Source organism: Bradyrhizobium sp. SZCCHNPS1003 (genome assembly GCF_032381555.1).
Taxonomy (GTDB): Bacteria; Pseudomonadota; Alphaproteobacteria; order Rhizobiales; family Xanthobacteraceae; genus Bradyrhizobium.
Window position 1 is genome coordinate 136,715 of sequence record NZ_JAUHIU010000016.1, and the last position, 26,807, is coordinate 163,521.

Genomic DNA, 26,807 nt, shown 5'->3' on the forward strand with positions numbered 1-26,807 from the left:
CATGGCCGACTCCGAACCCATTCACGACAATCCGCGCAACACGCGCAATCTTCCGGCCGTGGTGCCGGCATCCGAGCTCGGCCGCTCGCCGAGCGAGAATTGGCTCCTGCGCGCGCTGCGTAATCTGTTCGGATGGAAGGGCGGCGGATCGGTGCGCGACGATCTGCAGGTCGTGCTCGACGCCTCGACACCCGACGACATCGGCTTCTCCGCGGTCGAGCGCACGCTCCTGCGCAACATCCTCGATCTGCACGAGCGGCGGATCGCCGACGTCATGGTGCATCGCGCCGACATCGTCGCGGTCAGGCGCGACATCACGCTCGGCGAGCTGATGAGCCTGTTCGAGAGCGCCTCGCATTCACGGCTCGTGGTCTACAACGACACGCTCGACGATCCCGAGGGCATGGTGCATATCCGCGACCTGCTCGCCTTCACCACCGCGCAGGCGCGCGTCTCGGACGAGGTGAAGGCGCGGCGCAAGAAGCCGCTGCCGGCCGGTCTCGACCTGAAGGCCGTCGACCTGTCGATGCCGCTGTTCGAGGCCAACATCATCCGCAAGCTGCTCTATGTGCCGCCGTCGATGCGCGCGATCGACCTGCTCGCGCAGATGCAGGCCTCGCGCATCCATCTGGCGCTGGTCGTCGACGAATATGGCGGCACCGACGGGCTGGTCTCGATCGAGGACATCGTCGAGCAGATCGTCGGCGAGATCGACGACGAGCACGACAGCGACGAGCCGCCGGCGATCGTGCGGCAGGCCGACAACGCCTTCATCGCGGACGCCCGCGCCAGCCTCGACGACGTGCGCCGGGTGATCGGCGAGGAGTTCGTGACCGGAGAGGCAGGCGAAGGGGTGGAGACGCTCGGCGGATATCTCGTCAATCATGTCGGCCGGCTGCCGGTGCGCGGCGAGTTGATCTCCGGCCCCGGCAATTTCGAGGTCGAGGTGCTCGATGCCGATCCGCGCCGGGTCAAGCGGCTGCGCATCGCGCCGCGCAAGGAGCGTCCCACACCCCGCCCGCCGCGCGAGAGCCGGCGCCGCGAAATGGCGCCGGAAGCGACCCCGCCGGACACGGACGTCCCGGCCGAGCCGCCGCCGGCAGAGGCCGGCCCGGCGCCGGGCCATGACGATAGCAGCCCGCCACGCGGCGACGGAGCCAGCTCACAGTGATCCGCCCATCGACGATTCGCGGCCTCGCCATCGGCGTTGTCCTGGCCTGGGGCTGGAAGCGTGCGGCGATCGCGCTCGCCGCCGGCGCGCTCTCCTCGCTTGCGATGGCTCCGTTCAACGCCTGGCCGGTGCTTGCGATCACCTTCCCGGTGCTGGTCTGGCTGATCGATGGTGCGGCGGCGGGACGGCGGCGCGGCATCCCGGCTGCCGCCTTCACCGGCTTCTGCTTCGGCATGGGCTATTTCGTGCCCGGCCTGTACTGGATCGGCAACGCGTTCCTGGTCGATGCCGACACCTTCGCCTGGCTGATGCCGTTCGCCGTGCTGGGCCTGCCGGCCTATCTCGCGCTGTTTCCGGCACTGGGCTTCGCATTGGCGCGGTTGATCTGGACGCGTGGTGCAACCCGTATCCTGGCGCTCGCCGTCTGCCTGACCGCGAGCGAATGGCTCCGCGGCCACGCGCTGACCGGCTTCCCCTGGAACACGTTCGGCTATGCCCTGTCGCAGCCGCTCGCGCTGGCGCAGGCGACATCGCTGATCGGGATCTGGGGCATGACGTTCCTGGCGATCGCGATCTTTGCCAGCCCTGCGGTGCTGATCGACGGCAAGACCTGGCGCGAGCGCTGGCGGGCGCCGGCCGCGGCGGCCGCCTTGCTGGTGGTGATGGGCGTGTTTGGCGTCATCCGGATCGGCCTGCATCCGACCGCCTTCGTCGCCGATCTCAAGCTGCGGATCATGCAGCCGAACCTGCAGCAGGACGTCAAATTCAACTATGGCGCCAAGGCCGACGTCATGCGCCGCTATCTGGCGCTGTCGGATCGCGCCTCCGGTCCGACAGCCACCGGTGTCCGCGACACCAATATCCTGATCTGGCCGGAATCGGCGTTCCCGTTCTTCCTGACCCGCGAGGCGGACGCGATGGGCCAGATCGCCGACCTGCTGTCGCCGGGCGCGGTGCTGATCACCGGTTCGGTCCGCGCCCCCGACGTGCCTCGGAACGTTCCCATCACCCGGGCCTACAATTCGATCTACGTGATCGACCACGACGGCACCGTGCTGTCGGTCTACGACAAGCTCCATCTGGTCCCGTTCGGCGAGTTCCTGCCGTTCCAGACTCTGCTGGAGCGGATCGGGCTCGAGCAGCTGACGCGGGTGCAGGGCGGTTTCATCCCGGGCACGGCGCGACGCAATCTGGACGCGCCACACGCTCCGCGTGTTCTTCCTTTGATCTGCTACGAGGCGATCTTTCCGAGTGACAGCGTGCCGAGCGAAGAACGCCCGGGCTGGATCGTCAACTTGACCAACGACGGCTGGTTCGGCATTTCGACCGGTCCTCATCAGCATCTGCAGCAGGCGCAGTGGCGCGCGATCGAGCAAGGACTTCCATTAGTTCGATCTGCGAACACCGGCATCTCTGCAGTGATCGATCCTGTCGGCCGTATCGTTAAGCAATTGCCACTCGGTGCAGAGGGCGTGCTGGATTCCGCGCTGCCTGTTGCGTTGCAGCCGACAGTCTATGCAAAGCTCGGCGACATTCCGGTTGCGATTCTGTTAGTGATCGCCCTGAGCACCGTCGTTCGCAGACGTGTTGCTCAAAAGCTTCCCTGACGACAGCAAGATCTCGATTCTTTCCGGGTCCGTAAGATTTTTTTTGACAAGCAAAACCCCAAGTGTTGACAGATAGCTGCTGCAATTCGCATTCTCGCGCGGCAGCATGAGCCGTCCAGATCGTTGCTCGGCCGTCTTCGTTAGTACGCATGCGAACAGAAATTGACGGTGTGAGCGCCTGAGGCATACTGCGACCGCCTCGTTCCGAGGCCCATTCTAAGGAGTTGAGAGATGTCGACGAAAGCGCCCAACCCTGTTGACAAGCATGTCGGCAGCCGGGTGCGGATGCGCCGTATCATGTTGGGCATGAGCCAGGAAAAACTTGGTGAGGCTCTCGGACTCACGTTCCAGCAGATACAGAAGTACGAAAAAGGCACCAATCGAGTCGGCGCCAGCCGGATTCAGCAGATCTCGGAGGTTCTGCAGGTCCCGGTCTCCTTCCTGTTCGAAGGGGTCCCGAGTGGCGGGACCAACGGTGAAGCTTTCGGCGAAGGCGCTTCGCCCGCCTATGTGTCTGATTTCCTGGCAACCTCAGAAGGACTGGCGTTGACCCGCGCATTCACGCGGATCCACGATTCAAAGCTTCGTCGCAGCATCGTCGACCTGGTCGAGCAGATCGCTGATCGCGAAGCTCCGGAAGAAGGCTAGCTGATGCGCCGGCGCTGACATTCCTATCGCGATTTCCTCTCATATGAATGTCAGCGCCTCGGGGGGCCATTAGCAGAACGCGTTTTGCGAGCGTCGCGCTGGGCATGCAACGCTTCGCAGGACGAATGGGCCGATAGACAACTTCGATTGCGACCAATAGAGCGCGATGGCTCCCCTTCGGGAAACGCTATCGCGCTCTAAATCGTTTTATGCACATGTGGCCTGGAACTCCGGCGTCCCAGCCGCCAACCCGCCCCGCGACGCGCCAACGCGTCCACCGCCTGCTACCACTTCGTAACCATCGAGAACGATTTACAAAGCTATGACCACCAGCATCAGCCCGTTCGATAGTCGCACAATTCTCGAAGGCATCCGCCAATGGGTCGAGATCGAGACCCCAACCGAGGCGCCTGATCAGGTCAACAAGCTGGCTTCCCTTGTCGCGGATGGCTATCGGGGGCTCGATGCCACGATCGAACGGATCGCCGGACGCGACGGCTGCGGCGACCATCTCATCGCGCGCTCGTCATGGGGACAGGCCGAGCCCGGAATTCTGGTCCTCAGCCATCTCGATACGGTGCACCCGATCGGGTTCATCGCGCGGCTGCCGTTTTCGGTCGACGGTGACGTCGCGTACGGTCCGGGGATCTACGACATGAAGGGTGGCGCGTATCTCGCCTTTCACGCCTTTCGTCAGCTCTGCGCAGGCGGTGAAAAATCGCCGCTCGGCATTACTCATTTGTTCGTCTCGGATGAAGAGATCGGCAGCCCGACCTCGCGCGCGCTGATCGAGGATGAGGGCCGCAAGGCCAAATACGTCCTCGTCACCGAGCCGGCGCGTGACGGCGGCAAGATCGTGACCGGACGCAAGGGCGTGGCGCGGTTCGACGTGGCCATCCGCGGCGTGCCCGCGCATGCCGGCGCGCGTCCACAGGATGGACGCAGTGCGATCCGCGAACTCGCCAACGTCATCCATGCGCTCGAAGCGCTCAACGACCCCGCGCGCGGCATTACCGTGAATGTCGGCGTGGTGCGCGGCGGCACACGTCCCAACGTCATCGCAGAGGAAGCCCATGCGGAGGTGGATGCGCGGCTACCGACGCCAGCCGATGCAGAGGAAATCCTGCCCAAGATCCTGGGGCTGACCTCGCGCAGCGATGGCGTCACGGTTGAAGTCAGCGGCGAGGTGAACCGGCCGCCTTACGTCAAGGGCAACGCCGGCGCGGCCTTGTTCGAGCATGCGAAATCACTGGCCGAAGAGATCGGATTCGAGCTCGTCGACACCCACACGGGCGGCGGTTCCGACGGCAATTTCACCGCACCGTTCACGGCGACGCTCGATGGGCTCGGCGTCGACGGCAAGGGCGCGCATACGCATTACGAGCAGATGTACATCTCCTCGATCGAGCCGCGGACAAGGCTGCTCTACCGTCTCTATCAAACCCTGCGATGAGCACCGCGATCAACATGCCTGTCGACGACGATCACGCCAGCACCGAGGCCTTGCATGGTCAGGGCTCGTTCTTCGGCCGGCGCAAGGGCCACAAGCTGCGGGCGCATCAGGCCGGCCTGGTCGACAACCTGCTGCCGCACCTCGCGCTCGATCTCGCCGCGCCCGCGGAAGCCGTGCTGCCCACGCTGTACCATCCGCCGGTCGACGCGCTGCGGCTGGAGATCGGGTTTGGCGGCGGCGAGCATCTTGCCGCCGAAGCAAAGGCGTTTCCGACCACCGGCTTCATCGGCTGCGAGCCCTATGTCAACGGCATGGCCAAGATCCTGTCGGCCATCGAGGCCGACAACATCGGCAATATCAGGCTGCTGGCGGGCGATGCCGCCGAGCTGCTGGCCTGGCTGCCGCCGCAGTCGCTGCAGCGGATCGACCTGATCCATCCCGATCCCTGGCCGAAGCGGCGGCACTGGAAGCGGCGTTTCGTGCAGGATGCAACGGTCGCCGCGATGGCGCGCGTCCTGAAGCCCGGCGGCGAGTTCCGCTTCGTCAGCGACATCGCCGACTATTGCGCCTGGACGCTGTGGCATCTGCTGCGTTCGCCCGACTTCGCCTGGACGGCCGAGCGCGCCGACGACTGGCGCCTGCCCTGGCCGGGCTACACCATGACGCGCTACGGACGGAAGGCGACGCGCGAAGGCCGCGTCGCCAACTATCTGATCTTCCGCCGGCGCTGACCGCTATGCCGGCGACGTCGTTCAATGTCGTGTCTTCCAGAACGCGACGATACGCTCGGCGGTCGATGGCAGCAGGCGCGCGTAGTTGACCCTGATCGCATCGATGTCGCGCTGCGCCGGCACGCGTTTCGGTCCGAGGCGCAGCAGGATCAGTGCATGCACGGTGCGCCAGTCGAGCCCGATCGTGCGCCCCAGGATCAGAAGCGGATCGTGACGATCGCCCGACACCAGCCGGTCGAGCGTCGCGATCTTAAGTCCGGTCATTGCGGCGAGCGCCGCGATGACCTCTTCGTATTTGTGCTCGGATGCGAAGCGGAACAGCGCCGACTGGTCCAAGCCGCTGGCTTCATACAGCGACAGGATGGTCCGCTGCGCGGGCACGAAATTGCGCGTGCTGTTCGTTGCGTGCGCCGCATCGGTAAGCTCGGCGAGAGCCTGCTTGATCCTCGCCTGCTTGTCCGGCTGCACGACATCGAACAGCCGCCGCCTGACGACATCGAGCGAGCCGGCCAGCAGTTGTTTCAGATGATCGTCGGAAACATCGTCGCGCCGACCGACCGTGAGGGTCAGCACGCCGTCGGAACTCGCGCGGTGGATCAGCGCGGCATAGCCGCGCGGGGAAAACGCTGCGCCGTCATTGGCAGCGGTCCGCCGCACCACGTCGCGATCACCACGGCGCACCAGCACGTCCGTCATATCAGCCGACAGGCGCGGCCGCTCCGCCATCGCGAGCAGATGACCCTGGCTCTTGTCGTGCGCAATGTCGATGAGCGCGGGATCGTCGAGCACGAGCGAGCGGCGCAACAGCGGACCCGCCACCCCAACCTCGTCGTCGCGCGCGAGCCGGCCGACGACGGCACGTGGCGCCCTGAGGAGCCGCGACAACCGCTCCGCCAGATCGATCCGCGTCGGCAGATCCGCGAACGGGACCAGATCGATCAGGAGACCGTCGAACAGATTGATGTGCTCGGGACGCAGCTTCGTCGCATCCTCGAAGAACAGGTCGGCGATGCGGCGCGTGGCCTCGAGGCCGCGTTCAGCATTGCCCTGCCTGACGATCCCGCCGAGGCCGGGGATCAGCGCGGTAGCGGGGGTCATGACGTCTACTCGATACGCAACACGACACGTTTCCGTCCGCTCCGCTCCTTGCGGCACGGGGCGAAAAGCGCGAACTCAGCTCATTTTTAAGCGATCTTGGTGAATGAAGGGTTAGACCCTGCGGCATTCACCCGTTGCCGGTCGGGGAAAACGATCCGATCCGCGGTCTCGGCGCGGAGTGAATTCCCGGTTCCAGGCCCCGTTTGAGCCGACACGACCCTTGCCGTCAGGCGGCAAAGCGGCTATATGAGCGCCATCAAACATCATCTCATATACGATCGCGTAGTGAGGGTGGGCCCTTCCGGACCCGCTCTTTTTTGTTACCTGGATCGCTCCGCCGCGGGCGGGATCGGTCCGGTGAGCGCGATCGAACAGGCCCCACGGCCCAACCAAGCAAGACACGCGATCGACGCCTCGATGACGGAACCTACGTTCGCAGCCGCTGACACCGACCTCCTGACCGAGCCCCGTCTCGTCGTCGAGCCGGGCGTTGCGGCGCGCGTGGCGGCGGTGGCCGACCCGGTGCTGCAGGGAATGGGGTACCGCCTGGTGCGGATCCGCATTTCGGGCGAAGGTGGTTGCACGGTCCAGGTGATGGCCGAGCGTCCCGACGGCACGATGCAGATCGAGGATTGCGAGGCGGTGTCGCGGGCGCTGTCGCCGGTGCTCGACATCGCCGACCCGATCGACCGCGCCTACCGGCTCGAGATCTCCTCGCCGGGCATCGACCGGCCGCTGGTCCGCCGTTCCGATTTCGCCCGCCACGCCGGTCATCTGGTCAAGATCGAGATGGCGGCGGCACATCAGAACCGCAAACGCTTCCGCGGCATCATTGCCGGGGTCGAAGGCGACGGCGTGCGCATCATCCGCGACGACGTGGCCAAGGACCAGGAGCCGGACGTCGTGCTGCCGATGGCCGACATCGGCGACGCCAAGCTGGTGCTGACCGACGAGCTGATCGCCGAATCCATGCGCCGCGGCAAGGCCGCCGAGCGCGAGAAGAAGCGCGACCTCGGGCTGGCGCCACCGTTGGCGCCGCACGCCAAGCCGGCGGCCCAGGCCAAGCCAAAACCGAAATCGAAGGACAAGCAGCCGGTCAAGAAGCCGCTGCCGACCAACACCAAGAAACATCGCCTCGCCGCCGACCGCGCGCGCAGAGGCGAGATCGATCCTGATTAGAGGAGATTTGAGCCATGGCCGTCAGCGCCAACCGGTTGGAACTGCTGCAGATCGCCGACGCCGTCGCGCGCGAGAAGTCGATCGACCGCGGCATCGTGATCGCTGCCATGGAAGACGCGATCGCCAAGGCCGCCCGCGCCCGCTACGGCAGCGAGACCGACGTTCATGCCGAGATCGATCCGAAGAAGGGTGAGCTGCGTCTGTCGCGCCACATGCTGGTGGTCGAGAAGGTCGAGAACCCCTCCAACCAGATCTCGCTGGATGATGCCCGCCGCGCCAATCCGGGCGCGCAGATCGGCGACACCATCGCCGACACCCTGCCGCCGCTGGAATATGGCCGCATCGCCGCACAGTCGGCCAAGCAGGTCATCGTGCAGAAGGTGCGCGAAGCCGAGCGCGACCGGCAGTATCAGGAGTTCAAGGACCGCATCGGCGACATCGTCAACGGCGTCGTCAAGCGCGTCGAATATGGCAGCGTGATCCTCGACCTCGGCCGCGGCGAGGCCATCATCCGCCGCGACGAGATGTTGCCGCGCGAGGTGTTCCGCAACGGCGACCGCGTCCGCGCCTATGTGTTCGACGTCCGCCGCGAGACCCGCGGCCCGCAGATCTTCCTGTCGCGCACCCATCCGCAGTTCATGGCCAAGCTCTTCGCGCAGGAAGTGCCGGAAATCTATGACGGCATCGTCGAGATCAAGGCGGTCGCTCGCGACCCCGGCTCGCGCGCCAAGATCGGCGTCGTGTCGCGCGATTCCTCGGTCGATCCGGTCGGCGCCTGCGTCGGCATGCGCGGCTCGCGCGTGCAGGCCGTGGTGAACGAGCTGCAGGGCGAGAAGATCGACATCATCCCGTGGTCGCCCGACATCGCGACCTTCGTGGTCAACGCGCTGGCGCCGGCTGAAGTCGCCAAGGTCGTCATCGACGAGGACCGCGAGCGCATCGAGGTCGTGGTGCCCGACACCAACAACCAGCTCTCGCTCGCCATCGGCCGCCGCGGCCAGAACGTCCGCCTCGCCTCGCAGCTGACCGGCTGGGACATCGACATCCTGACCGAGCAGGAGGAATCGGAGCGCCGTCAGGCCGACTTCGAGAATTCCACCCGCGTATTCATGGAATCGCTGAACGTCGACGAGGTCGTCGGCCAGCTGCTGGCGTCCGAAGGCTTCACCTCGGTCGAGGAGCTCGCTTTGGTCGACCTCAAGGATCTCGCCGGCATCGAGGGCTTCGACGAGGAGACCGCGACCGAGCTGCAGACCCGCGCCCGCGAATTCCTCGAGCAGCAGGAAGCCGAGCTCGAGGCCAAGCGCAAGGAGCTCGGCGTCGAGGACGCGGTGAAGGATGTGCCCGGCGTGACCACCAAGATGCTGGTCAAGTTCGGCGAGAACGACATCAAGACGGTCGAGGATCTCGCGGGCTGCGCCACCGACGATCTGGTCGGCTGGACCGAGCGCAAGGAGGGCGGCGAAGCCACCAAATTCGCCGGCATTCTCGACGGTCTCGATGTCTCCCGCGACGACGCCGAAGCCATGGTGATGCAGGCTCGCGTCAAGGCCGGCTGGATCAGTGAGGCCGACCTCGCCAAGACCGAAGCGGAAGCCGAGAATGAGGACGAAGCGACCGAAGGACAGCCCGCCTGACCCGTTTGGCTCGCCCCATGGACGGCACGATGACCCCCACCCTGACCCAGCTCGCTTGAGATGAGGAGCCGCATCACCGCATGCTCGCTTTGGCCGACCCCGAGCTCGACAATGGACCGCGGACCGAGAAGTCCGCGACCATGCGCATGTGCGCGGTCAGCCGCGACGTGCGGCCGATCGGCGAGCTGATCCGCTTCGTCGTCGGCCCGTCGGGCGAGGTCGTGCCCGACATCAAGCGCAAGCTGCCCGGTCGGGGATTGTGGATCACCGCCTCGCGCCAGGCGGTTGCGGAGGCGGTGCGGCGTCACCATTTCAGCCGAGGCTTCAAGACCAACGTCCGCGTCCCGCCGACCCTTGCCGAAGACCTGGAAGCCTTGCTGGCCCGCAGCGCGATCGAAGCGCTGGGGATTGCCGCCAAGGCCGGCCAGGCCGTCTCCGGTTTCTCCAAGGTGGAAGCGGCGCTGTCGCAGCGGCAATCGCGGTCGACATTGGCTGCCCTCGTCCATGCCGCGGATGGCGCAGCCGACGGGATCCGCAAGCTCGACGCGCTGGTGCGGCCGAACGACGGGGACCAGGGCCAAGCCCCGACAATTCCGATCATCTGCTGTCTCACTTCGGCAGAATTGGATTTGGCACTTGGGCGCTCAAATGTGATACATGCTGCCGTGCTCGCAGGCCCGGCGAGCAGGACATTCCTGTCGCGCAGCCAGACACTGGTCCGATACCGGTCGGCCGACGCTGACAAGATTGCCGGAACCGCGGCCACGAAATCTGCTTCGACTTCGAAGACATAGCACTTTGAAGCCATAGCTACGAAGACATCGCGACGATTGCACGAATGAGACGGTGCGGTAGCCCGCACGCTGGTAACGAGATTAGGACGACTGAATGGCCGACAACAACACTCCGGGCGACAAGAAACTGAGTGTCCCGAGCAAGACCTTGACGCTGAAGCCGCGCGTCGAGACCGGCACGGTACGCCAGAGCTTCCCACATGGCCGGAGCAAGCAGGTGGTGGTCGAGAAGCGCGGCAAGCGCCGCGTCGGCGATGGGGGGCCCGATGCTCCGCATGCGCCGGAGCCGACCGTCGCCAAGGCGCCGCCGCCCCCGCCATCGCCGCGCTCATCCGGACCGCGCCCATCCGGCTCGTCGCAGCGCGGCGGATCCGGGGTCGTGTTGCGCACCCTGACGGAGGACGAGCGGTCGGCGCGCGCCAGCGCGTTGGCCGATGCCCGCGTGCGCGACATCGAGGAACGCCGCCAGGCCGAAGAGGAAGCGCGCCGCCGTGCCGAGCGCGAAGCCGCCGAACGCGCCGAGCGCGAGGCTGCCGAGGCGCGCCGCAAGGCCGAGGAAGAGCGGCACCGCCACGAAGAGGAAGCCAAACGCAAGGCCGAGCTCGAGGCCAAGAAGCGGTTCGGCGAAGGCGAGGCGCCCCGTCCGGCGACATCCGCGCCGCAGCCCGCGGCGACCGCACCGGCCCGCTCGACGCCCGCCCCCGGCAGGCCCGTCGGCGCACCGGGCAGCCGGCCGCAGCAGATTGGTGGTCCGAGCTCGCGGCCCGGCGGCGCTCAGCCGGCGGGCGCACGCCCGGCCGGCGCCCGTCCTGCCGCCGGCGGTCCGCTCGGCCGCGCGCCGGCGGCAGTTGCCGCCGGTCCGGACGAGGATGAGGGTCCGCGCCAGATCCGCAGGGGTCCCGGCGGAGCCGCACGTCCTGCACCGCCGCCGAAGACCACGCACAAGCCGGGTCCGCAGAAGCAGCGCGGCCGCCTGACGGTGGTCACGGCACTGACGGCCGACGATGTGCGCGAGCGCTCGATCGCCTCGTTCCGCCGCCGCACGCAGCGCCTGAAGGGCCATGCCGCCAACGAGCAGAAGGAGAAGCTCGTCCGCGAGGTGACGATTCCGGAAGCCATCACCATCCAGGAGCTGGCGAACCGCATGTCGGAGCGCGCGGTCGACGTGATCCGTCTGCTGATGCGCCAGGGCGCGATGCACAAGATCACCGACGTGATCGATGCCGACACCGCGCAGCTGATCGCCGAGGAGCTCGGCCACAGCGTCAAGCGCGTCGCGGCGTCCGACGTCGAAGAGGGTTTGTTCGACGTCGTCGACGATTCGACCGACACCGAGCCGCGCTCGCCGGTCGTGACCGTGATGGGCCACGTCGACCACGGCAAGACCTCGCTGCTCGACGCGCTGCGTCACGCCAACGTGGTCTCGGGCGAAGCCGGCGGCATCACCCAACACATCGGCGCCTATCAGGTGACCGCGCCGGATTCCGGCAAGAAGATCACCTTCATCGACACGCCCGGCCACGCCGCGTTCACCGCGATGCGCGCCCGCGGCGCCAAGGTCACCGACATCGTGGTGCTGGTGGTCGCGGCCGATGACGGCGTGATGCCGCAGACGATCGAGGCCATCAACCACGCCAAGGCGGCGAAGGTGCCGATGATCGTCGCGATCAACAAGATCGACAAGCCCGACGCCCGTCCCGAGCGCGTCCGCACCGAGCTGCTCCAGCACGAGGTGCAGGTCGAATCGCTCGGCGGCGAGGTCGTCGACGTCGAGGTGTCCGCCAAGAACAAGACCAACCTCGATCGTCTGCTCGAAATGATCGCGCTGCAGGCCGACATTCTCGACCTCAAGACCAATTCGGATCGCCCGGCCGAAGGCACCGTGATCGAAGCCAAGCTCGATCGTGGCCGCGGCCCGGTCGCCACCGTGCTGGTCCAGCGCGGCACGTTGCGGGTCGGCGACATCATCGTCGCCGGCGCCGAGATGGGCCGCGTCCGCGCGCTGATCTCGGATCAGGGTGAGACATTGCAGGAGGCAGGCCCGTCGGTGCCGGTCGAGGTGCTCGGCTTCAATGGTCCGCCGGAAGCCGGCGATCGTCTCGCCGTCGTCGAGAACGAAGCCCGTGCCCGCCAGGTCACCAGCTATCGCGCGCACCAGAAGCGCGAGAACGCGGCAGCCTCGATCTCCGGCATGCGCGGTTCGCTCGAACAGATGATGTCGCAATTGAAGACTGCGGGCCGCAAGGAATTCCCGCTGGTCATCAAGGCCGACGTGCAGGGCTCGCTGGAAGCCATTCTCGGCTCGCTGGAGAAGCTCGGCACCGAGGAGGTCGCCGCCCGCATCCTGCATGCCGGCGTCGGCGGCATCAGCGAGTCCGACGTGACGCTGGCCGAAGGCTTCAACGCCGCGATCATCGGCTTCTCGGTACGAGCCAACAAGGAAGCGGCCGCGCTCGCCAAGCGCAACGGCATCGAGATCCGTTACTACAACATCATCTACGACCTCGTGGATGACGTGAAGAAGGCGATGAGCGGTCTCCTGGCCCCCACGCTTCGGGAAACCATGCTCGGCAATGCGCAGATCCTGGAGGTGTTCAACATCTCCAAGGTCGGCAAGGTCGCCGGCTGCCGCGTCACCGACGGCACCGTGGAGCGCGGCGCCAATGTCCGCCTGATCCGCGACAACGTCGTGGTTCACGAGGGCAAGCTGTCGACCCTGAAGCGCTTCAAGGACGAAGTGAAGGAAGTGCAGGCCGGCCAGGAATGCGGCATGGCCTTCGAGAGCTACGGCGACATGCGTGTCGGCGACGTCATCGAGTGTTATCGCGTGGAGACCATCCAGCGCTCGCTGTAAGTCCGAATCCTACAGAGCGCGCTGCAATTCGAGTGAGCAGCGATTCCGTGCGCATGCGGAATCGCTGCGTCCCTTGAACTTAACGAAGCGTCGTTGAACTCAATCAGAATGATCCTCTCGCCCGTGCTCACGCCGGGCGACGATCCATTGGATTTTTGAAAAATGCCTCGCCATCACCAGAGGGGAAGCGCCGCTTCCGGCGGCTCGCAGCGTCAGTTGCGCGTGGCCGAGACCGTGCGTCACGCTGTCGCCGACATTCTCAGCCACGGTGACGTGCACGACCCGGACCTGGAGGGACACATCATTACGGTGCCCGAAGTCCGCATGTCGCCCGACCTGAAGCTCGCCACGATCTACATCATGCCGCTCGGCGGACAGGATACGGACGTCGTGCTCGCTGCGCTGGAGCGCAACAAGAAGTTCCTGCGCGGCGACATCGCGCGGCGCGTTAACCTGAAATTTGCACCTGACATCCGCTTCCGCGTCGACGAGCGATTCGACGAAGCGGAACGGATCGAGAAATTACTGCGAACACCCGCGGTGCAGAGAGACCTCAATTCGGATTCGGAAGAGAGCTGATGACCATTCCCCCCGAAACCGGCACTGTCGACGCGCCGAGCGCCGAACCGACCGCCGCCAAGACGATCCATTCTGCCGACGGACGCCCGCCGCGCGACAACAATGATCCGCGCAACAAGCAGCGCCAAGGAAACGGTCAGGGCAACCAGCCACGCCGCGATCGCCGCGACGTCCATGGCTGGGTCGTGCTCGACAAGCCGATCGGCATGACCTCGACCCAGGCCGTGGCGGTGGTGAAGCGCCTGTTCCAGGCCAAGCGCGCCGGCCATGCCGGCACGCTCGATCCGCTCGCCTCCGGCGGCCTGCCGATCGCGCTCGGCGAAGCCACCAAGACCGTCCCGTTCGTGATGGACGGCCGCAAGCGCTACCGCTTCACCGTGACCTGGGGCGAGGAGCGCGATACCGACGACACCGAAGGACGGGTCGTCGAGACCAGCCAGAGCCGGCCGGATGCCGCGGCGATCCGGGCACTGCTGCCGCAATTTACCGGCCGGATCGAGCAGACGCCGCCGCGCTATTCCGCGATCAAGGTCCAGGGCGAGCGCGCCTATGATCTCGCCCGCGACGGCGAGGTCGTCGAGCTCCAGCCGCGCCCGGTCGAGATCCATGAACTGACCCTCGTCGACCAGCCCGACCCGGACCATTCGGTGTTCGAGGCGGAATGCGGCAAGGGAACCTATGTCCGGGCGCTGGCCCGCGACATGGGCCGCCTCCTCGGCTGTTACGGCCATATCAGCGCGCTCCGGCGGACCCTGGTGGGTCCGTTTACCGAGAACGACATGATTCCGCTGGAACAGTTGGAGGCTTTGTGCAATAGAGCCGCGTCCGGTGAGGGAAGCCTCGCCGACGCACTCTTGCCCGTTGAGACCGCGCTGGACGACATCCCGGCACTGGCCGTCACTCGGGCTGATGCGGCAAGGCTCCACAGGGGTCAGGCCGTCTTGTTGCGCGGACGGGATGCGCCCAATAGTAGCGGCACAGTCTATGTCACGGTCGCAGGCCGCCTTCTGGCGCTTGCCGAAATTGGCAATGGCGAACTCATCCCCAAGCGCGTGTTCAACCTGACCGGACTGACTGCCAGCTCCGGTCGCAACGAAAGAGACTGACGATGTCGGTGACCGCAGAGCGCAAGGCGGAAATCATCAAGGCGAATGCCACCAAGGCCGGTGATACCGGTTCTCCCGAGGTGCAGGTTGCGATCCTCTCGGAACGCATCAACAACCTGACCAGCCACTTCAAGACCCATGGCAAGGACAACCACTCCCGCCGCGGCCTCCTGAAGCTGGTCTCGACCCGCCGTTCGCTGCTGGACTATCTGAAGAAGAACGACGAGGCGCGCTACAAGGCGCTGCTCGAGAAGCACAACATTCGCCGTTGAGCTTCGACTGGGAATGAGCGCGCGCGGTGTTGCGCGCGTTGATGGCATGATGCCGAGGACGCCGCTTCGATCGCGGCGTTCGCGAATCCGGGATCATGCGGTCTGGCTGGATCTGGAAAGAGGCAGATACGCCCTTCGACTGATCCTGCCCGGACCGTGCAGTACGCCTCAGCAGCAATCCGGCCGCTGGGCGTGACGGGCAAGGTGCCCGTTACTTACGAGAAGGATGGACGCCATCCGAAATAAGAAAACCATGGCAGGATCGCAGGGCGCTGATCGCAATCCAGCGCCCTGCAATCTTGCGCATGGTTTTTTTGTTTCTGCGGGGTCCGCCTTCGATCATCTCATGAAAGAAGATACCCATGTTTACCAAGCATTCCGTCGAGATCGACTGGGGCGGGCGTCCGCTCAAGCTTGAAACCGGCAAGATCGCCCGCCAGGCCGACGGCGCCGTCGTCGCCACTTATGGCGAGACCGTCGTGCTCGCCACCGTCGTCGCCGCCAAGGCGCCGCGCGAAGGCGTCGACTTCCTGCCGCTGACGGTCGACTACCAGGAAAAGACCTACGCTGCGGGGCGCATTCCCGGCGGCTATTTCAAGCGCGAGGGCCGTCCGACCGAGAAGGAGACGCTGGTCTCCCGCCTGATCGACCGCCCGATCCGCCCGCTGTTCGTCGACGCCTGGCGCAACGAGACCCAGGTCATCGTGACCGTGCTGTCGCACGACATGGAGAACGATCCGGACATCGTGGCGCTGGTCGGCGCGTCGGCCGCGCTGACCTTGTCGGGCGTGCCGTTCAAGGGCCCGATCGGCGCCGCCCGCGTCGGCTTCGCCAATGACGAATACATCCTCAATCCCACCCTCGACGAGATGGCCGACACCCAGCTCGACCTGGTCGTCGCCGGCACCTCCGACGCGGTGCTGATGGTGGAATCGGAGGCCAAGGAGCTCAACGAGGACATCATGCTCGGCGCGGTGATGTTCGGTCACCGTCACTTCCAGCCGGTGATCAATGCGATCATCGAGCTCGCCGAGAAGGCCGCCAAGGAGCCGCGCGACGTCGCGATCATCGACAACGGCGCGATCGAGAAGGAGATGCTTGGGATCGCCGAGCAGGACCTGCGCAAGGCCTATGCGATTCCCGTGAAGCAGGAGCGCTACGCCGCCGTCGGCGCCGCCAAGGAAAAGGTGATGGCGCACTTCTTCCCGGAAGGGCAGGAGCCGAAATACGACAAGCTCCGCCTCTCCGGCGTGTTCAAGGAGCTGGAAGCCAAGATCGTTCGCTGGAACATCCTGGACACCGGCAAGCGCATCGACGGCCGCGACGCCAAGACCGTGCGCAACATCGTCTGCGAAGTCGGCGTGCTGCCGCGCGCTCACGGCTCGGCGCTGTTCACCCGCGGTGAGACCCAGGCGCTGGTCGTGACCACGCTCGGCACCGGCGAGGACGAGCAGTACATCGACGCGCTGTCGGGAACGTACAAAGAGACGTTCCTGCTGCACTACAACTTCCCTCCCTACTCCGTCGGTGAGACCGGCCGTCTCGGCGGCACCAAGCGTCGCGAGATCGGCCACGGCAAGCTCGCCTGGCGCGCCATCCACCCGGTGCTGCCGCCGCACCACGAGTTCCCCTACACCACGCGCGTGGTGTCGGAGGTGACGGAGTCGAATGGCTCGTCGTCGATGGCCACCGTCTGCGGCTCGTCGCTGGCGCTGATGGATGCCGGTGTGCCGCTGAAGCGGCCTACCGCGGGCATCGCGATGGGCCTGATCCTCGAAGGCAGCCGCTATGCGGTTCTCTCCGACATCCTCGGCGACGAGGACCATCTCGGCGACATGGACTTCAAGGTCGCGGGCACCGAGAGCGGCATCACCTCGCTGCAGATGGATATCAAGATCGAGGGCATCACCGAGGAGATCATGCGGGTTGCGCTGGGCCAGGCCCGCGACGGCCGCATCCACATCCTGGGCGAGATGTCCAAGGCGCTGACCGCCGCGCGCGCCGAGCTCGGCGAATACGCGCCGCGCATCGAGACCTTCAAGATCCCGACCGACAAGATCCGCGAAGTGATCGGCACCGGCGGCAAGGTGATCCGCGAGATCGTCGAGAAGACCGGCGCCAAGGTCAACATCGAGGACGACGGCACCGTCAAGGTCGCCTCCAACGACGGCGAGGCGATGAAGGCCGCCATCAAGTGGATCAAGTCGATCGCCTCCGATCCGGAGGTCGGCCAGGTCTATGACGGCACCGTCGTCAAGGTGATGGAGTTCGGTGCCTTCGTGAACTTCTTCGGCACCCGCGACGGCCTCGTGCACATCTCGCAGCTCGCCGACAAGCGCGTGCAGAAGACCTCCGACGTCGTCAAGGAAGGCGACAAGGTCAAGGTCAAGCTGCTCGGCTTCGACGACCGCGGCAAGACCAGGCTGTCGATGAAGGCGGTCGACCAGACCACTGGCGAGGATCTCGAGGCCAAGCAGAAGGACGCGCCCGCCGAGGCGCGCGAAGCCGCCGGCGAGTAAAGCCGGCGCACCCTTCGAATGAAATACAAAGGGCGGCTTTCGGGCCGCCCTTTTTTGTTGTCCTATTGGTCGCGCACCCTCACGCGTCCCAGGTCACGGCTGCGGATGCAGAGGCCAAGCCGTCACCTCGCTTCAGGTCACCACACATGCTCCATCCTATCATCCGCCCTGCCCGCCCGGACGAATACGACGCCGTCGCCAGGCTCTGGATGGAGAGCTGGTGCTCGACCGGATTGGAGACCCCGAGCGAGAGGCTGCTCGCGCTCCTCAGGGAGCGCGTGCCGCGTGAAATTGCTGGCGGCTGGAGCCTGTATGTCGCCGACGACGGCGGCCGCCTCGCCGCGATGCTCGCGATCAACGTCCCCACGCTCTATCTCGACCAGCTGATGATCGCCCCGTCCCATCAGGGCCGCTCGCTCGGCCGCCGGCTGCTCACCTTCACCCGCGAGCTGCTGCCGGACGAAGTGTGGCTGCGCTGCGCAAAGGGCAATGACAAGGCTTGGCGCTGGTATGAGCGCGAGGGCTTCGTGCTGGAAAAGGAGGAAGCCGACCCGCTGCACGGCCGGATCATGAAATATTATCGATGGAAGCGTGACGGTCAGGCGGCGGGCTCCTGATCGCAGGGCGTGCAAGTGCAAATCTTACGCGTGGCGACCGGAAACCATTGCGTGCGCCTTCGCAGGCGAACTAAGTTCGAGTTCGCGACGACCTCGCATTCTCGAACCGTACCCATGTCCGTGCCGCTCCTGTCGATCCGCCGCCTTGCGCTCGTCGCCCTCGCCGCTGCCTTCGCAACCGGGGCTTGGGCCCAGGCTCCGTCAACAACGGCGCCCAAGGCCGCGCCCGCGGTCAAGAAACCCTCTGGAAAGACAAGGGCGATGGCGAAACCAGGCGCCATCGAAAGCGGTCCGTGCCGTCTTGGCGTCATTTCCGCACTTGGCGACCAGCTCGCCGTCAGCAAGTTCGGTCTCACCGTGTTTGAAACCGAAGAGGACGAAGTCACGTTGCCGGGATGGGGACTGGACGACCTCGCCATGGCGCGCGTGCGCGCGGCTACCGGCGGCGATCCGACCGTGCGCAGGATCGGCTATCCGAAAGGCGCGTTCGAGGTCTACTACCACCCGACATCGCGCTTCCTGCCCGATCCGAAGGAGAGCCTGACCGCGATCGTGCGCAATGTCACGACGAATGCGAGCTGCGCGCGCTATCTCGTCGTCACCAGGTTCGAGACGACCATTCCCAACACCACCCTGAGGCTCAGAGGCATCGGCGCCTACAATCAGGGGGTCGGATCGATCCTCAGGCACTCGCATCTGTTTGCGAACGTCAACATCACGCTCATCGACGGCCAGTCCTACGAGAAGATCAGCTCGTTCTCGGCCGACACCGGCGCCAGGCTTGCCGAGACCATGAGGCTCACCGAAGACCCTCTCAACAAGCTCGACAATGCCGACTTCCCCGAGCCTCTCGCGGCTGCGGCCTCCAGCACCGTCCTGCGCGAGCGGCTGCGCACCTTGGTCGCGGCGAAGCTCGATCGCGACCTGCCGAGCTATCTGAAGATCGAATGATGCGGGCGCAGACTTCGGACGACTCGAACGAACTCCCTTCGAGCTCCCTTGGCTTGATCCTTTTCCTCCCTGCGACGAGCTCTCCCATTGACCATCTCTCGCCGATTTGCTGCGCTCATCATTGCCATGCTCTGGTCCTCCACCAATGCCCTGGCGCAATCGGCCCCGGCGCCGCTGAATGCTAAGCCCGCGAAGCCAGCAGGCAGCAATGCCAAGGCCGCCAAGCCGGCGATGGCCCTCCGCGAGGGCGGACCGTGCGACATCGGGGTGATCGCCGCGCTCGGCGATGTCTTCACGGTGCAGAAGAACGGCATGACCCGCCTGGGCAACGAGTACGCCGAAGTGCCGGTGCCCTGGGGCTTCGACGACATCGTCTACGCGCGTGTGAAGGCAGCCGCGGGTGATGCCGGAATCCGCCGCATCGGCGTCCCCAAGGGCGCATTCGATCCGTTCTATCAGTCGCCCCCGATCAAGGCTGAGAACGGGAAGCTCACGCCCATCGTCCGGAAGGTGGCCGGCACGGCGGGTTGCGCTCGCTACCTCGTGATCACGCGCCGGACCGACAGCGAACCGTCGACAAACGACGAGGTTACCGGCGTCGGTGTCATCAACAGGGGCGAGGGATTTGGCCGGATCAGCCACGTCTTCATCATGCTCGATATCCAGCTCTACGACGGGGCGACGTTCGAGACGCGCGAGCCTGGCATGAGCTCGAAGTCGCTGCTCTCACGGCTGACCTCCGGCGTCGGCCCGCCGTCTCACGCCGGAGACGTCGACAACTCCGCATTCCCCGCCTCGCCGCCAGAGGCTGCGAACAACAATGTGCTGCGTGACATGGCGCGTTCGATGCTCAAGTTCCGGCTCGACCAGCGCTTGCCGGCCTATTTCGGGCGCGAATAGAACGACGAGCCAGGCGCGTCACAGCCTGATCTTCAGCACCGCGTGGCCCGACTGCTGGAGGAGACCGGACGATGTCGCGTTGATGCCGTAGCGGATGCTGAGGTCGAGCCGGTCGTTGCCGGCGGCCACAAGACCAAGGCCGGCCGAATAGATCCATGGCGACAGGCCGAGGCCGTGGGTGACGAAGCTCTCGCCGCCGCCCGAGAACGCCGCGCGGATCTGCAATGGCTGATTCAGCGCGTTGTAGCCGACGCCGATATCGCTGGTCAGACGAATCTGCCTGGTGGGCGCGTAGACAGCTTTCAGCTGCGCCGTCGTCACGAGCTCCTGATAGATCTGAGGATCGACGTTGAGGCTGAAACCGCCGGCACCGTTCTCGCCGTAGGAATTGCTGCGAACCGTGCCGTAGTCCAGGCGCAGTGCTGGAACGAGGGCGAAGCCATCTTGCAGCGGAATGCGCGTCTTGATGCCTGCGCCGGCATGGCCGCTATAGGAACGATAGCTGCCGCCGGCGGATGTACCCATGAAGCTCAGCGACCGGTTTTCGCCGTTATCGGTCGATCCGCCATCGAGCTGATAGTCGAAGGTGACATCACGGGTGATCGCGTAGGCCCCATAGAGCCCGAGCTGATAGGAGGCGAGAGCGAGACGGTTCGGCACGGCGGCGTCGCTGCCGGCGATCGTATGATGAGAATAACCGAGAACGCCGCCAATGATGGCGCGGGACGAGACTGCGACGTCGGCGCCGAACGCCAGACCGCCGCCGGAGGCGCCATAGCCGGGAACGCCATCGCGCCCCGCCTGCTGCGCGGTGCCGCCGAGAGGCTGCATCCAGACATTGCGACCAGCGGCCCAGCCGACGCTGCTGACATCGTCGAGCCTGTTGGTCATCGTCTGCCGGAACACCTGCTGGCTGACATGGGTCGCCTGCGAGGCCGCCCCGGTCAGCACCGGCAACGTCTGCTTCACGGCAGCGCTGAGAGATGGACCGCTGAGATTATCGAGCGCGGCAAAGCCCGAGACCATCGATCCAGTCCAGCCGGCCGAGGTCATCGACAGCCGGTACAACACGTCAGCCGCTTCCAGGCCGACGCGGCCGCCTGCAGACCGCAGCGTTTCCGCGTAAGGCTGGATCAGCGACATCGTCGCCAGTCCTCCAGTCAAATTCCCGGTAAGGTCGTAGGTCGACACCAGCATCTGCGCGCCCGCGGCGTTGCCGCTCGCCGTGCCATAGAGGCTGGTCAGGGTGCCGCGCGAGAGGGTGTTGAACAGTACGCTGCCCTCGGGCGTCACCGAGCCGAGCAGCGTGAAGCCCGCCGCGGCGCTGCCGGGCGGTGCGACGCCCGCACCCCAGAAATAGCCGTTCTGATAGTTGGTGATGACGAAACGGCCCGGCGCCTGCGTGCCGAACAATGTCGGACTGACGATCCGCCAAGGCGTGCCGGCGGTCCACGCCCATTGCGGCACGGAGTTGGCCGGCACCGGTGTCGACGGCGGCGGCGTGAAGGTCGCGGGATCATAGGGCAGCATGTAGGCCCAATGCGTCACCAGCAGGCTGTCGCCGGTGATCATCTGCATTTCCATGCTGGTCACGCCGTTGACGTTGCGCATATAGCCAAGTCCGACCGTCACGGTGCCGCCGCCGGTCGGCGTGAACAGCATGGTGATCTGGCCGCTGGTGGTGACGAAGCCCTGGATGGTCGAGGTGTCCGTCAGCAGCGCCAGGCCGATCCTGAGCTGCGCGACGCTGGTCCCGGTGAAGGCGCCGTTGCTCGCGGTGCCCAAGGTCCACAACGTCTGGTCACCGATCGGGACCGGATTGGAGAAGCCGGTCTTCGGCGACATGTAGGCGAGCAGTTGCGCCGTCGGCACATACCAGTTCGTGTTGGAGATCGTGGAGTCCCAGACGCTCGATTGCGCCTGCGCCGGCCCGGCGTTCCCCGCCGCAAGCACAATGCCGGTCATCGCGCAGAGAGCGATGACACGGGCCTTCGAACGCAGCATCAATCGCCCCCACGACTTGTCTTGCTGCCGGCGCGAGCGGCTGGTTGACGGCCGCGGCCGATGCACCGGTCATGATGCATCGCAGCGTCGTCGCAACAACCAACAAGAGTTGCGCCAATGCTTCCTGATTAGCCGTTCAGGAACATTGTCTTCAACTGGGAAAATTTGGGTCGATCGGGGACGGAGTCTCGCGTTCCCCTGATACCGCCGATACGCGCGGAGGTCAGTCCGCCTTGAGATCCTCGGGGCGCGGCATCGAGATCACGTTGTAGCCGGAATCGACGTAGTGGATCTCGCCGGTGACGCCACCGGACAGCTCCGACAGCAGATAGAGCGCCGAGCCGCCAAGCTCCTCCAGGGTCACGCCGCGACCGAGCGGCGAGTGCTTCTGCTGGAACGCGAACATGAAGCGGGCATCGCCGATGCCCGAGCCCGCCAGCGTGCGCACCGGTCCGGCCGAGATCGCGTTGACGCGGATGCTGCGGCGGCCGTAGTCGGCGGCGAGATAGCGCACCGAGGCTTCGAGCGCGGCCTTGGCGACACCCATCACGTTGTAGTTCGGCATCACCCGGTTGGAGCCGTCGAAGGTCAAGGTGATCATGCTACCGCCGCTCTCCGGCATCAGCTCGGCGGCGCGCTTGGCGATCTCGGTGAAGGAGAAGCAGGAGATCAGCATCGTGCGCGCAAAATTCTCGCGCGAGGTGTCGGCGTAGCGGCCCTTGAGCTCGTTCTTGTCGGAGAAGGCGACGGCGTGGACGACGAAGTCGAGCCCGCCCCAGGCCTCCCGGAGCGCCGTGAATACACTGTCGACGCTGGCGATGTCCTCGACGTCGCAGGACAGCACGTGCTTGACGCCGAGCTCGTCGGCGAGCGGACGGACGCGCTTGCCGAGCGCGTCGCCCTGATAGGTGAAGGCCATCTCGGCGCCATGCGCCGCCAGCGTCTTGGCGATGCCCCAGGCGATCGAATGGTCGTTGGCGATGCCCATGACCAGGCCGCGCTTGCCTGCCATCAGACCCTGCATGATGTCTCTCCTTCGTCATGCCGGGATCGGCCCAGCCAGGATGATCGTTCCGCCTTCGAGACGCCGATGGCCGGACATCGGTGCGAAGAATGAGCTTCGCGCTGCTGCCCGGCCATGATGCCGACGAAACCAGTGCTGTTGGAAATCTTAAGCGTCGAGCTGCTTGAACACCAGTGTCGCGTTGGTGCCGCCGAAGCCGAACGAGTTCGACAGCACGGTGCCGAGCTTGGCGTTGTCGATGCGCTTGCGGACGATCGGCATGTCGGCGAAGGCCGGGTCGAGCTCGGTGATGTTGGCGCTCTCGCAGATGAAGCCGTTCTTCATCATCAGCAGCGAATAGATCGCCTCCTGGACGCCGGTGGCGCCGAGCGAGTGGCCGGTCAGCGCCTTGGTCGCCGAGATCGGCGGACACTTCTCGCCGCGGCCGAACACTTTCCGGATCGCCTCGATCTCCGGCGGATCTCCGGCAGGTGTCGAGGTCGCATGCGGATTGATGTAGTCGATCTTGGTCTTCACGGTCGACAGCGCGAGCTGCATGCAGCGCTCGGCGCCCTCGCCGGAAGGCGCAACCATGTCGTAGCCGTCGGACGTTGCGCCGTAGCCCACGATCTCGCCGTAGATCTTGGCGCCGCGCGCTTTGGCGTGCTCGAGCTCTTCCAGCACGAGGACGCCGGCGCCGCCGGCGATCACGAAGCCGTCGCGCGTGACGTCATAGGGCCGCGACGCGGTCGCCGGCGTGTCGTTGTGCTTGGACGACATCGCGCCCATCGCGTCGAACAGCACCGACAGCGTCCAGTCGAGCTCCTCACAGCCGCCGGCGAACATCACGTCCTGCTTGCCGTACTGGATCATCTCGTAGGAATTGCCGATGCAATGATTGGAGGTCGCGCAGGCCGAGGAGATCGAGTAGTTGACGCCCTTGATCTTGAACCAGGTCGCCAGCGTCGCCGAGGCCGTCGACGACATCGCCTTCGGCACGGCGAACGGACCGACGCGCTTCGGGCCCTTGGTGCGGGTGATGTCGGCCGCTTCCACCAGCGTGCGCGTCGATGGCCCGCCTGAGCCCATGATGATGCCGGTGCGGACGTTGGAGACGTCGGTCGGCTCCAGCCCGGAATCGAGGATCGCCTGCTCCATGGCGACATGATTCCACGCCGCCCCCTCGCCGAGGAAGCGCATGGCGCGGCGGTCGACCACGTCGGCGGGATTCAGCGTCGGCGCACCTTGCACCTGCGAACGAAAACCAAGCTCGGCATATTTCTCAGCACGGGAGATGCCGGACTTCGCCTCGTACAGGCTGGCGAGCACCTCCTGGGTGTTGTTGCCGATCGATGAGACGATGCCCATGCCCGTGATGACAACCCGCCTCATGATGTCCGCCTCACTTTGCTCGTGTGTTCTGTTGCAGCCGTGCCTGCTGCACTGTCTGTGGTCGCAGCGCGCTGGTTCAAGTCGGCGCGGCGTCCTGCTTGAACAGGCCGACCTTCAGGTCCTTGGCGCGATAGATAATCTCGCCATCCATCGAAAGCCACCCGTCGGCAATACCGAGCACCAGCTTTGAGCGCATCACGCGCTTGATGTCGACATTGTACACAACCTTGCGCGCGGTCGGCAGAACCTGGCCGGAGAACTTGAGATCGCCGAGGCCCAGCGCACGGCCGCGCCCGGCGCCGCCGGTCCAGCCGAGGTAGAAGCCCACCATCTGCCACATCGCATCGAGGCCGAGACAGCCCGGCATCACCGGATCATTCTTGAAGTGGCAGCCGAAGAACCAGAGATCCGGCTTCACGTCGAGCTCGGCGCGGACGACACCCTTGCCGAACTCGCCGCCGGTCTCGGAGATCTCGACGATCCGATCGAACATCAGCATCGGCGGCAGCGGCAGTTGCGCATTGCCGGGGCCGAACAGCTCCCCGCGGCCGCAGGCCAGCAGGTCCTCGTATCCATATGCGCTGCGCCGATCCAGCATGCTTGGTGGCCTTTCTCAACGATCCCCGGTGGAATTTGTGCCGCGCGACATGGACCCTTCCCGCGCGCCGCCCCCTTCCGCGCCGCGCTGGCCGGTCATCGCGTCGGCACGAAGGCTGGGCCATCGCACCTGGCGAACATGACCGCTGTCAGCGGCGGGCCTAACGACGCCTGGATTCGCGCACATGGCCATCACGGCCGCCGGCGCTCACCATGGCAGGGCAAATCGGGTCCGGGCGCTCTCTAACATAGAGGATTGCGGCGTCAATGCGCGCATCCAGGTAAATCGACGCAGCACCGGGGCCCGCGCCCGAACCGGGCGGTAAATGCAGTTTAGGGGCGTTCTAGATACGTTAGTTGCGATAAGCTTGCATCTGAATGGGTTTCTTCCTATATCGATTATAGATGAGAGCGAATTGTGCGGTGCTTGAAGTGGATGTCAGCAACAACGCCTCGATGAGTGGTCATGATCGCGGCAACCCGGATCTCGGGAACGGCCGGCAGCCAGCCCTCAACGGCTGCCCATGGCACGACGTCAACGAGATGCTGCAGGCGGCCGGGCTGCGCCCGACCCGCCAGCGCATGGCCCTTGGCTGGCTGTTGTTCGGCAAGGGTGCGCGGCATCTGACGGCGGAAATGCTCTACGAGGAAGCGACGCTGGCCAAGGTTCCGGTCTCGCTCGCCACGGTCTACAATACGCTGAACCAGCTGACCGATGCCGGCCTGTTGCGTCAGGTCAGCGTCGACGGCACCAAGACCTATTTCGATACCAACGTCACGGCCCACCATCACTTCTATCTCGAGAACAACCACGAGCTGGTCGATATCCCTGACCAGCATCTGGCGTTGTCGAAGCTGCCGGAGGCGCCCGAAGGTTACGAGATCGCCCGGATCGATATGGTCGTCCGGCTGCGCAAGAAGCGCTGAGCCTCCGGAACATCTTCATCGAGGCATCATGCCCGCGCCCGCTGCGGGCATTTTTGTGTCGGAAGCGCGTCAGGATGGAGGTCAGCGCCTTGCACTGACCTGGGCCTTCAATTGACCTGTTCGTCGGCGTAGACGCCCCACAGCCGCTGCTGCTGGATCCAGCCTTCGAAACCATTGCCGAGCACGCGGCACCAGCCATTGCCGCATTTCTTCACCTGCGCGACGACGCCGGCCTGCAGCCGCGCCGTGACCGCGCTCGCCGCGTCGGCGCTCTCATAGATCGGGGCGAGATCGTCCTTGTTCTTCATCGTGACCACCGCCGTGCGGCGCCCCGACAGCAACGAGTGATAGACCCACCCCTCCGAGCCCTCGGAATCGCGCACGCGGCGCCAGTTCTCATATTCCGCGGTGATCTCGACCGGCAGGCCGGAGCGTGTATAGACCCAAGCCACGTCGTTGTCCTTGGTCGGACCGGCGCGAACGTTCACATGATCCGACTTCAGGCTGACATAGCGCGGCACCGGCAGGCCACTGGTGGTGAGAACGGAGTCCTTCGCCGCAACGCCCCCTCTGCCGACGGCAACGTCGAACAGACAGACCAGCAGCACCACGACTGCACCGAAACGCCACAACGTCAATTTACTCAACTCACTCTCCCTCGAAAGGACCGACGCGCGCTCCGATCAAAGCGGATTGCGTTGCGATCCTTCGCCCGATCCCCATCGAACTGCCCGGCTGCCCCCCTTCGTGCACAGAGAGGGCTTGCCG

23 protein-coding genes are annotated in these 26,807 nt (G+C 65.5%); 17 read left to right on the forward strand and 6 right to left on the reverse strand.

Annotated features, from left to right (window positions below; all coding sequences use genetic code 11):
- Position 1: 1 nt before the first annotated feature.
- From QX126_RS25255 to QX126_RS25275, 5 genes are all read left to right on the forward strand, one after another.
- The gene (locus QX126_RS25255; RefSeq protein WP_315735582.1) at positions 2 to 1,171 is read left to right on the forward strand and encodes a hemolysin family protein; all 1,170 of its coding nucleotides are present in this window, start codon (positions 2 to 4) and stop codon (positions 1,169 to 1,171) included.
- Positions 1,168 to 2,778, forward strand: coding sequence for an apolipoprotein N-acyltransferase (gene lnt, locus QX126_RS25260; RefSeq protein ID WP_315784401.1), 1,611 nt, complete (start codon positions 1,168 to 1,170; stop codon positions 2,776 to 2,778). The genes QX126_RS25255 and lnt overlap by 4 nt, the downstream gene beginning before the upstream one ends.
- A 231-nt stretch (positions 2,779 to 3,009) precedes the next feature.
- Complete coding sequence (locus QX126_RS25265; RefSeq protein ID WP_006615449.1) at positions 3,010 to 3,426, forward strand: helix-turn-helix domain-containing protein; 417 nt, start codon at positions 3,010 to 3,012, stop codon at positions 3,424 to 3,426.
- 322 nt (positions 3,427 to 3,748) lie between these two features.
- On the forward strand, positions 3,749 to 4,879 hold the full coding sequence (locus tag QX126_RS25270; protein WP_315784403.1) for a M20 family metallopeptidase: 1,131 nt from the start codon (positions 3,749 to 3,751) through the stop codon (positions 4,877 to 4,879).
- Positions 4,876 to 5,610 (forward strand): tRNA (guanine(46)-N(7))-methyltransferase TrmB, encoded by a 735-nt coding sequence (locus QX126_RS25275; RefSeq protein WP_315784405.1) that lies wholly within the window; start codon positions 4,876 to 4,878, stop codon positions 5,608 to 5,610. Before QX126_RS25270 ends, QX126_RS25275 begins: the two co-directional genes overlap by 4 nt.
- Positions 5,611 to 5,631: 21 nt before the next feature.
- Here QX126_RS25275 and QX126_RS25280 read toward each other — a convergent pair whose 3' ends face one another.
- On the reverse strand, positions 5,632 to 6,708 hold the full coding sequence (locus QX126_RS25280; protein ID WP_315784407.1) for a DUF2336 domain-containing protein: 1,077 nt from the start codon (positions 6,706 to 6,708) through the stop codon (positions 5,632 to 5,634).
- A 417-nt stretch (positions 6,709 to 7,125) separates the two neighbouring features.
- Here QX126_RS25280 and rimP point away from each other — a divergent pair, with 417 nt between their 5' ends.
- The 11 genes from rimP (at position 7,126) to QX126_RS25335 (ending at position 20,116) form a co-directional block, all read left to right on the forward strand.
- Positions 7,126 to 7,887: a ribosome maturation factor RimP gene (gene rimP / locus QX126_RS25285; RefSeq protein ID WP_315784409.1), complete on the forward strand. Its 762-nt coding sequence runs from the start codon at positions 7,126 to 7,128 to the stop codon at positions 7,885 to 7,887.
- 14 nt (positions 7,888 to 7,901) lie between these two features.
- On the forward strand, positions 7,902 to 9,524 hold the full coding sequence (gene nusA, locus QX126_RS25290; protein ID WP_315735594.1) for a transcription termination factor NusA: 1,623 nt from the start codon (positions 7,902 to 7,904) through the stop codon (positions 9,522 to 9,524).
- Between the two features lie 80 nt (positions 9,525 to 9,604).
- On the forward strand, positions 9,605 to 10,318 hold the full coding sequence (locus QX126_RS25295; RefSeq protein WP_315773313.1) for an RNA-binding protein: 714 nt from the start codon (positions 9,605 to 9,607) through the stop codon (positions 10,316 to 10,318).
- Positions 10,319 to 10,412: 94 nt separating this feature from the next.
- Positions 10,413 to 13,172 (forward strand): translation initiation factor IF-2, encoded by a 2,760-nt coding sequence (gene infB / locus QX126_RS25300; RefSeq protein ID WP_315735598.1) that lies wholly within the window; start codon positions 10,413 to 10,415, stop codon positions 13,170 to 13,172.
- A gap of 162 nt (positions 13,173 to 13,334) precedes the next feature.
- Entirely contained in the window at positions 13,335 to 13,751 is a 417-nt protein-coding gene (gene rbfA / locus QX126_RS25305; protein WP_315735600.1) for a 30S ribosome-binding factor RbfA, read from the forward strand.
- Positions 13,751 to 14,857 carry a tRNA pseudouridine(55) synthase TruB gene (gene truB, locus QX126_RS25310; RefSeq protein ID WP_315784411.1) on the forward strand — a complete coding sequence of 369 codons (1,107 nt, stop codon included), beginning with the start codon at positions 13,751 to 13,753 and terminating at the stop codon, positions 14,855 to 14,857. The genes rbfA and truB overlap by 1 nt, the downstream gene beginning before the upstream one ends.
- Before the next feature lie 2 nt (positions 14,858 to 14,859).
- Entirely contained in the window at positions 14,860 to 15,129 is a 270-nt protein-coding gene (gene rpsO, locus QX126_RS25315) for a 30S ribosomal protein S15 (RefSeq protein WP_009025947.1), read from the forward strand.
- Positions 15,130 to 15,491: 362 nt separating this feature from the next.
- On the forward strand, positions 15,492 to 17,648 hold the full coding sequence (gene pnp, locus QX126_RS25320; RefSeq protein ID WP_315784413.1) for a polyribonucleotide nucleotidyltransferase: 2,157 nt from the start codon (positions 15,492 to 15,494) through the stop codon (positions 17,646 to 17,648).
- A gap of 146 nt (positions 17,649 to 17,794) precedes the next feature.
- Complete coding sequence (locus QX126_RS25325) at positions 17,795 to 18,265, forward strand: GNAT family N-acetyltransferase (RefSeq protein WP_315784415.1); 471 nt, start codon at positions 17,795 to 17,797, stop codon at positions 18,263 to 18,265.
- Between the two features lie 261 nt (positions 18,266 to 18,526).
- The gene (locus QX126_RS25330; RefSeq protein WP_315784417.1) at positions 18,527 to 19,216 is read left to right on the forward strand and encodes a hypothetical protein; all 690 of its coding nucleotides are present in this window, start codon (positions 18,527 to 18,529) and stop codon (positions 19,214 to 19,216) included.
- A gap of 267 nt (positions 19,217 to 19,483) precedes the next feature.
- On the forward strand, positions 19,484 to 20,116 hold the full coding sequence (locus QX126_RS25335) for a hypothetical protein (protein WP_315784419.1): 633 nt from the start codon (positions 19,484 to 19,486) through the stop codon (positions 20,114 to 20,116).
- Between the two features lie 18 nt (positions 20,117 to 20,134).
- On the opposite strand, the gene QX126_RS25340 is transcribed toward QX126_RS25335, so the two are convergent.
- The 4 genes from QX126_RS25340 to fabA all read right to left on the reverse strand — a co-directional run bounded on the left by QX126_RS25340 (position 20,135) and on the right by fabA (position 25,113).
- The gene (locus QX126_RS25340) at positions 20,135 to 22,120 is read right to left on the reverse strand and encodes an autotransporter domain-containing protein (RefSeq protein ID WP_315784420.1); all 1,986 of its coding nucleotides are present in this window, start codon (positions 22,118 to 22,120) and stop codon (positions 20,135 to 20,137) included.
- Positions 22,121 to 22,343: 223 nt separating this feature from the next.
- The gene (gene fabI, locus QX126_RS25345; protein WP_315735608.1) at positions 22,344 to 23,144 is read right to left on the reverse strand and encodes an enoyl-ACP reductase FabI; all 801 of its coding nucleotides are present in this window, start codon (positions 23,142 to 23,144) and stop codon (positions 22,344 to 22,346) included.
- Between the two features lie 147 nt (positions 23,145 to 23,291).
- Positions 23,292 to 24,515, reverse strand: a complete 1,224-nt coding sequence (gene fabB, locus QX126_RS25350) for a beta-ketoacyl-ACP synthase I (RefSeq protein WP_315716915.1) — start codon at positions 24,513 to 24,515, stop codon at positions 23,292 to 23,294.
- Positions 24,516 to 24,591: 76 nt separating this feature from the next.
- Positions 24,592 to 25,113 carry a 3-hydroxyacyl-[acyl-carrier-protein] dehydratase FabA gene (gene fabA, locus QX126_RS25355; RefSeq protein ID WP_315784422.1) on the reverse strand — a complete coding sequence of 174 codons (522 nt, stop codon included), beginning with the start codon at positions 25,111 to 25,113 and terminating at the stop codon, positions 24,592 to 24,594.
- A gap of 455 nt (positions 25,114 to 25,568) precedes the next feature.
- Between fabA and irrA the strand changes: the two genes are divergently transcribed.
- On the forward strand, positions 25,569 to 26,039 hold the full coding sequence (irrA, locus tag QX126_RS25360) for an iron response transcriptional regulator IrrA (RefSeq protein ID WP_315716966.1): 471 nt from the start codon (positions 25,569 to 25,571) through the stop codon (positions 26,037 to 26,039).
- A gap of 107 nt (positions 26,040 to 26,146) precedes the next feature.
- Here the strand turns inward: irrA and QX126_RS25365 are convergent, their stop codons facing one another.
- A complete protein-coding gene (locus QX126_RS25365; protein WP_409997689.1) occupies positions 26,147 to 26,632 on the reverse strand; it encodes an SH3 domain-containing protein in 486 nt (161 codons plus the stop codon).
- Positions 26,633 to 26,807: the final 175 nt, after the last annotated feature.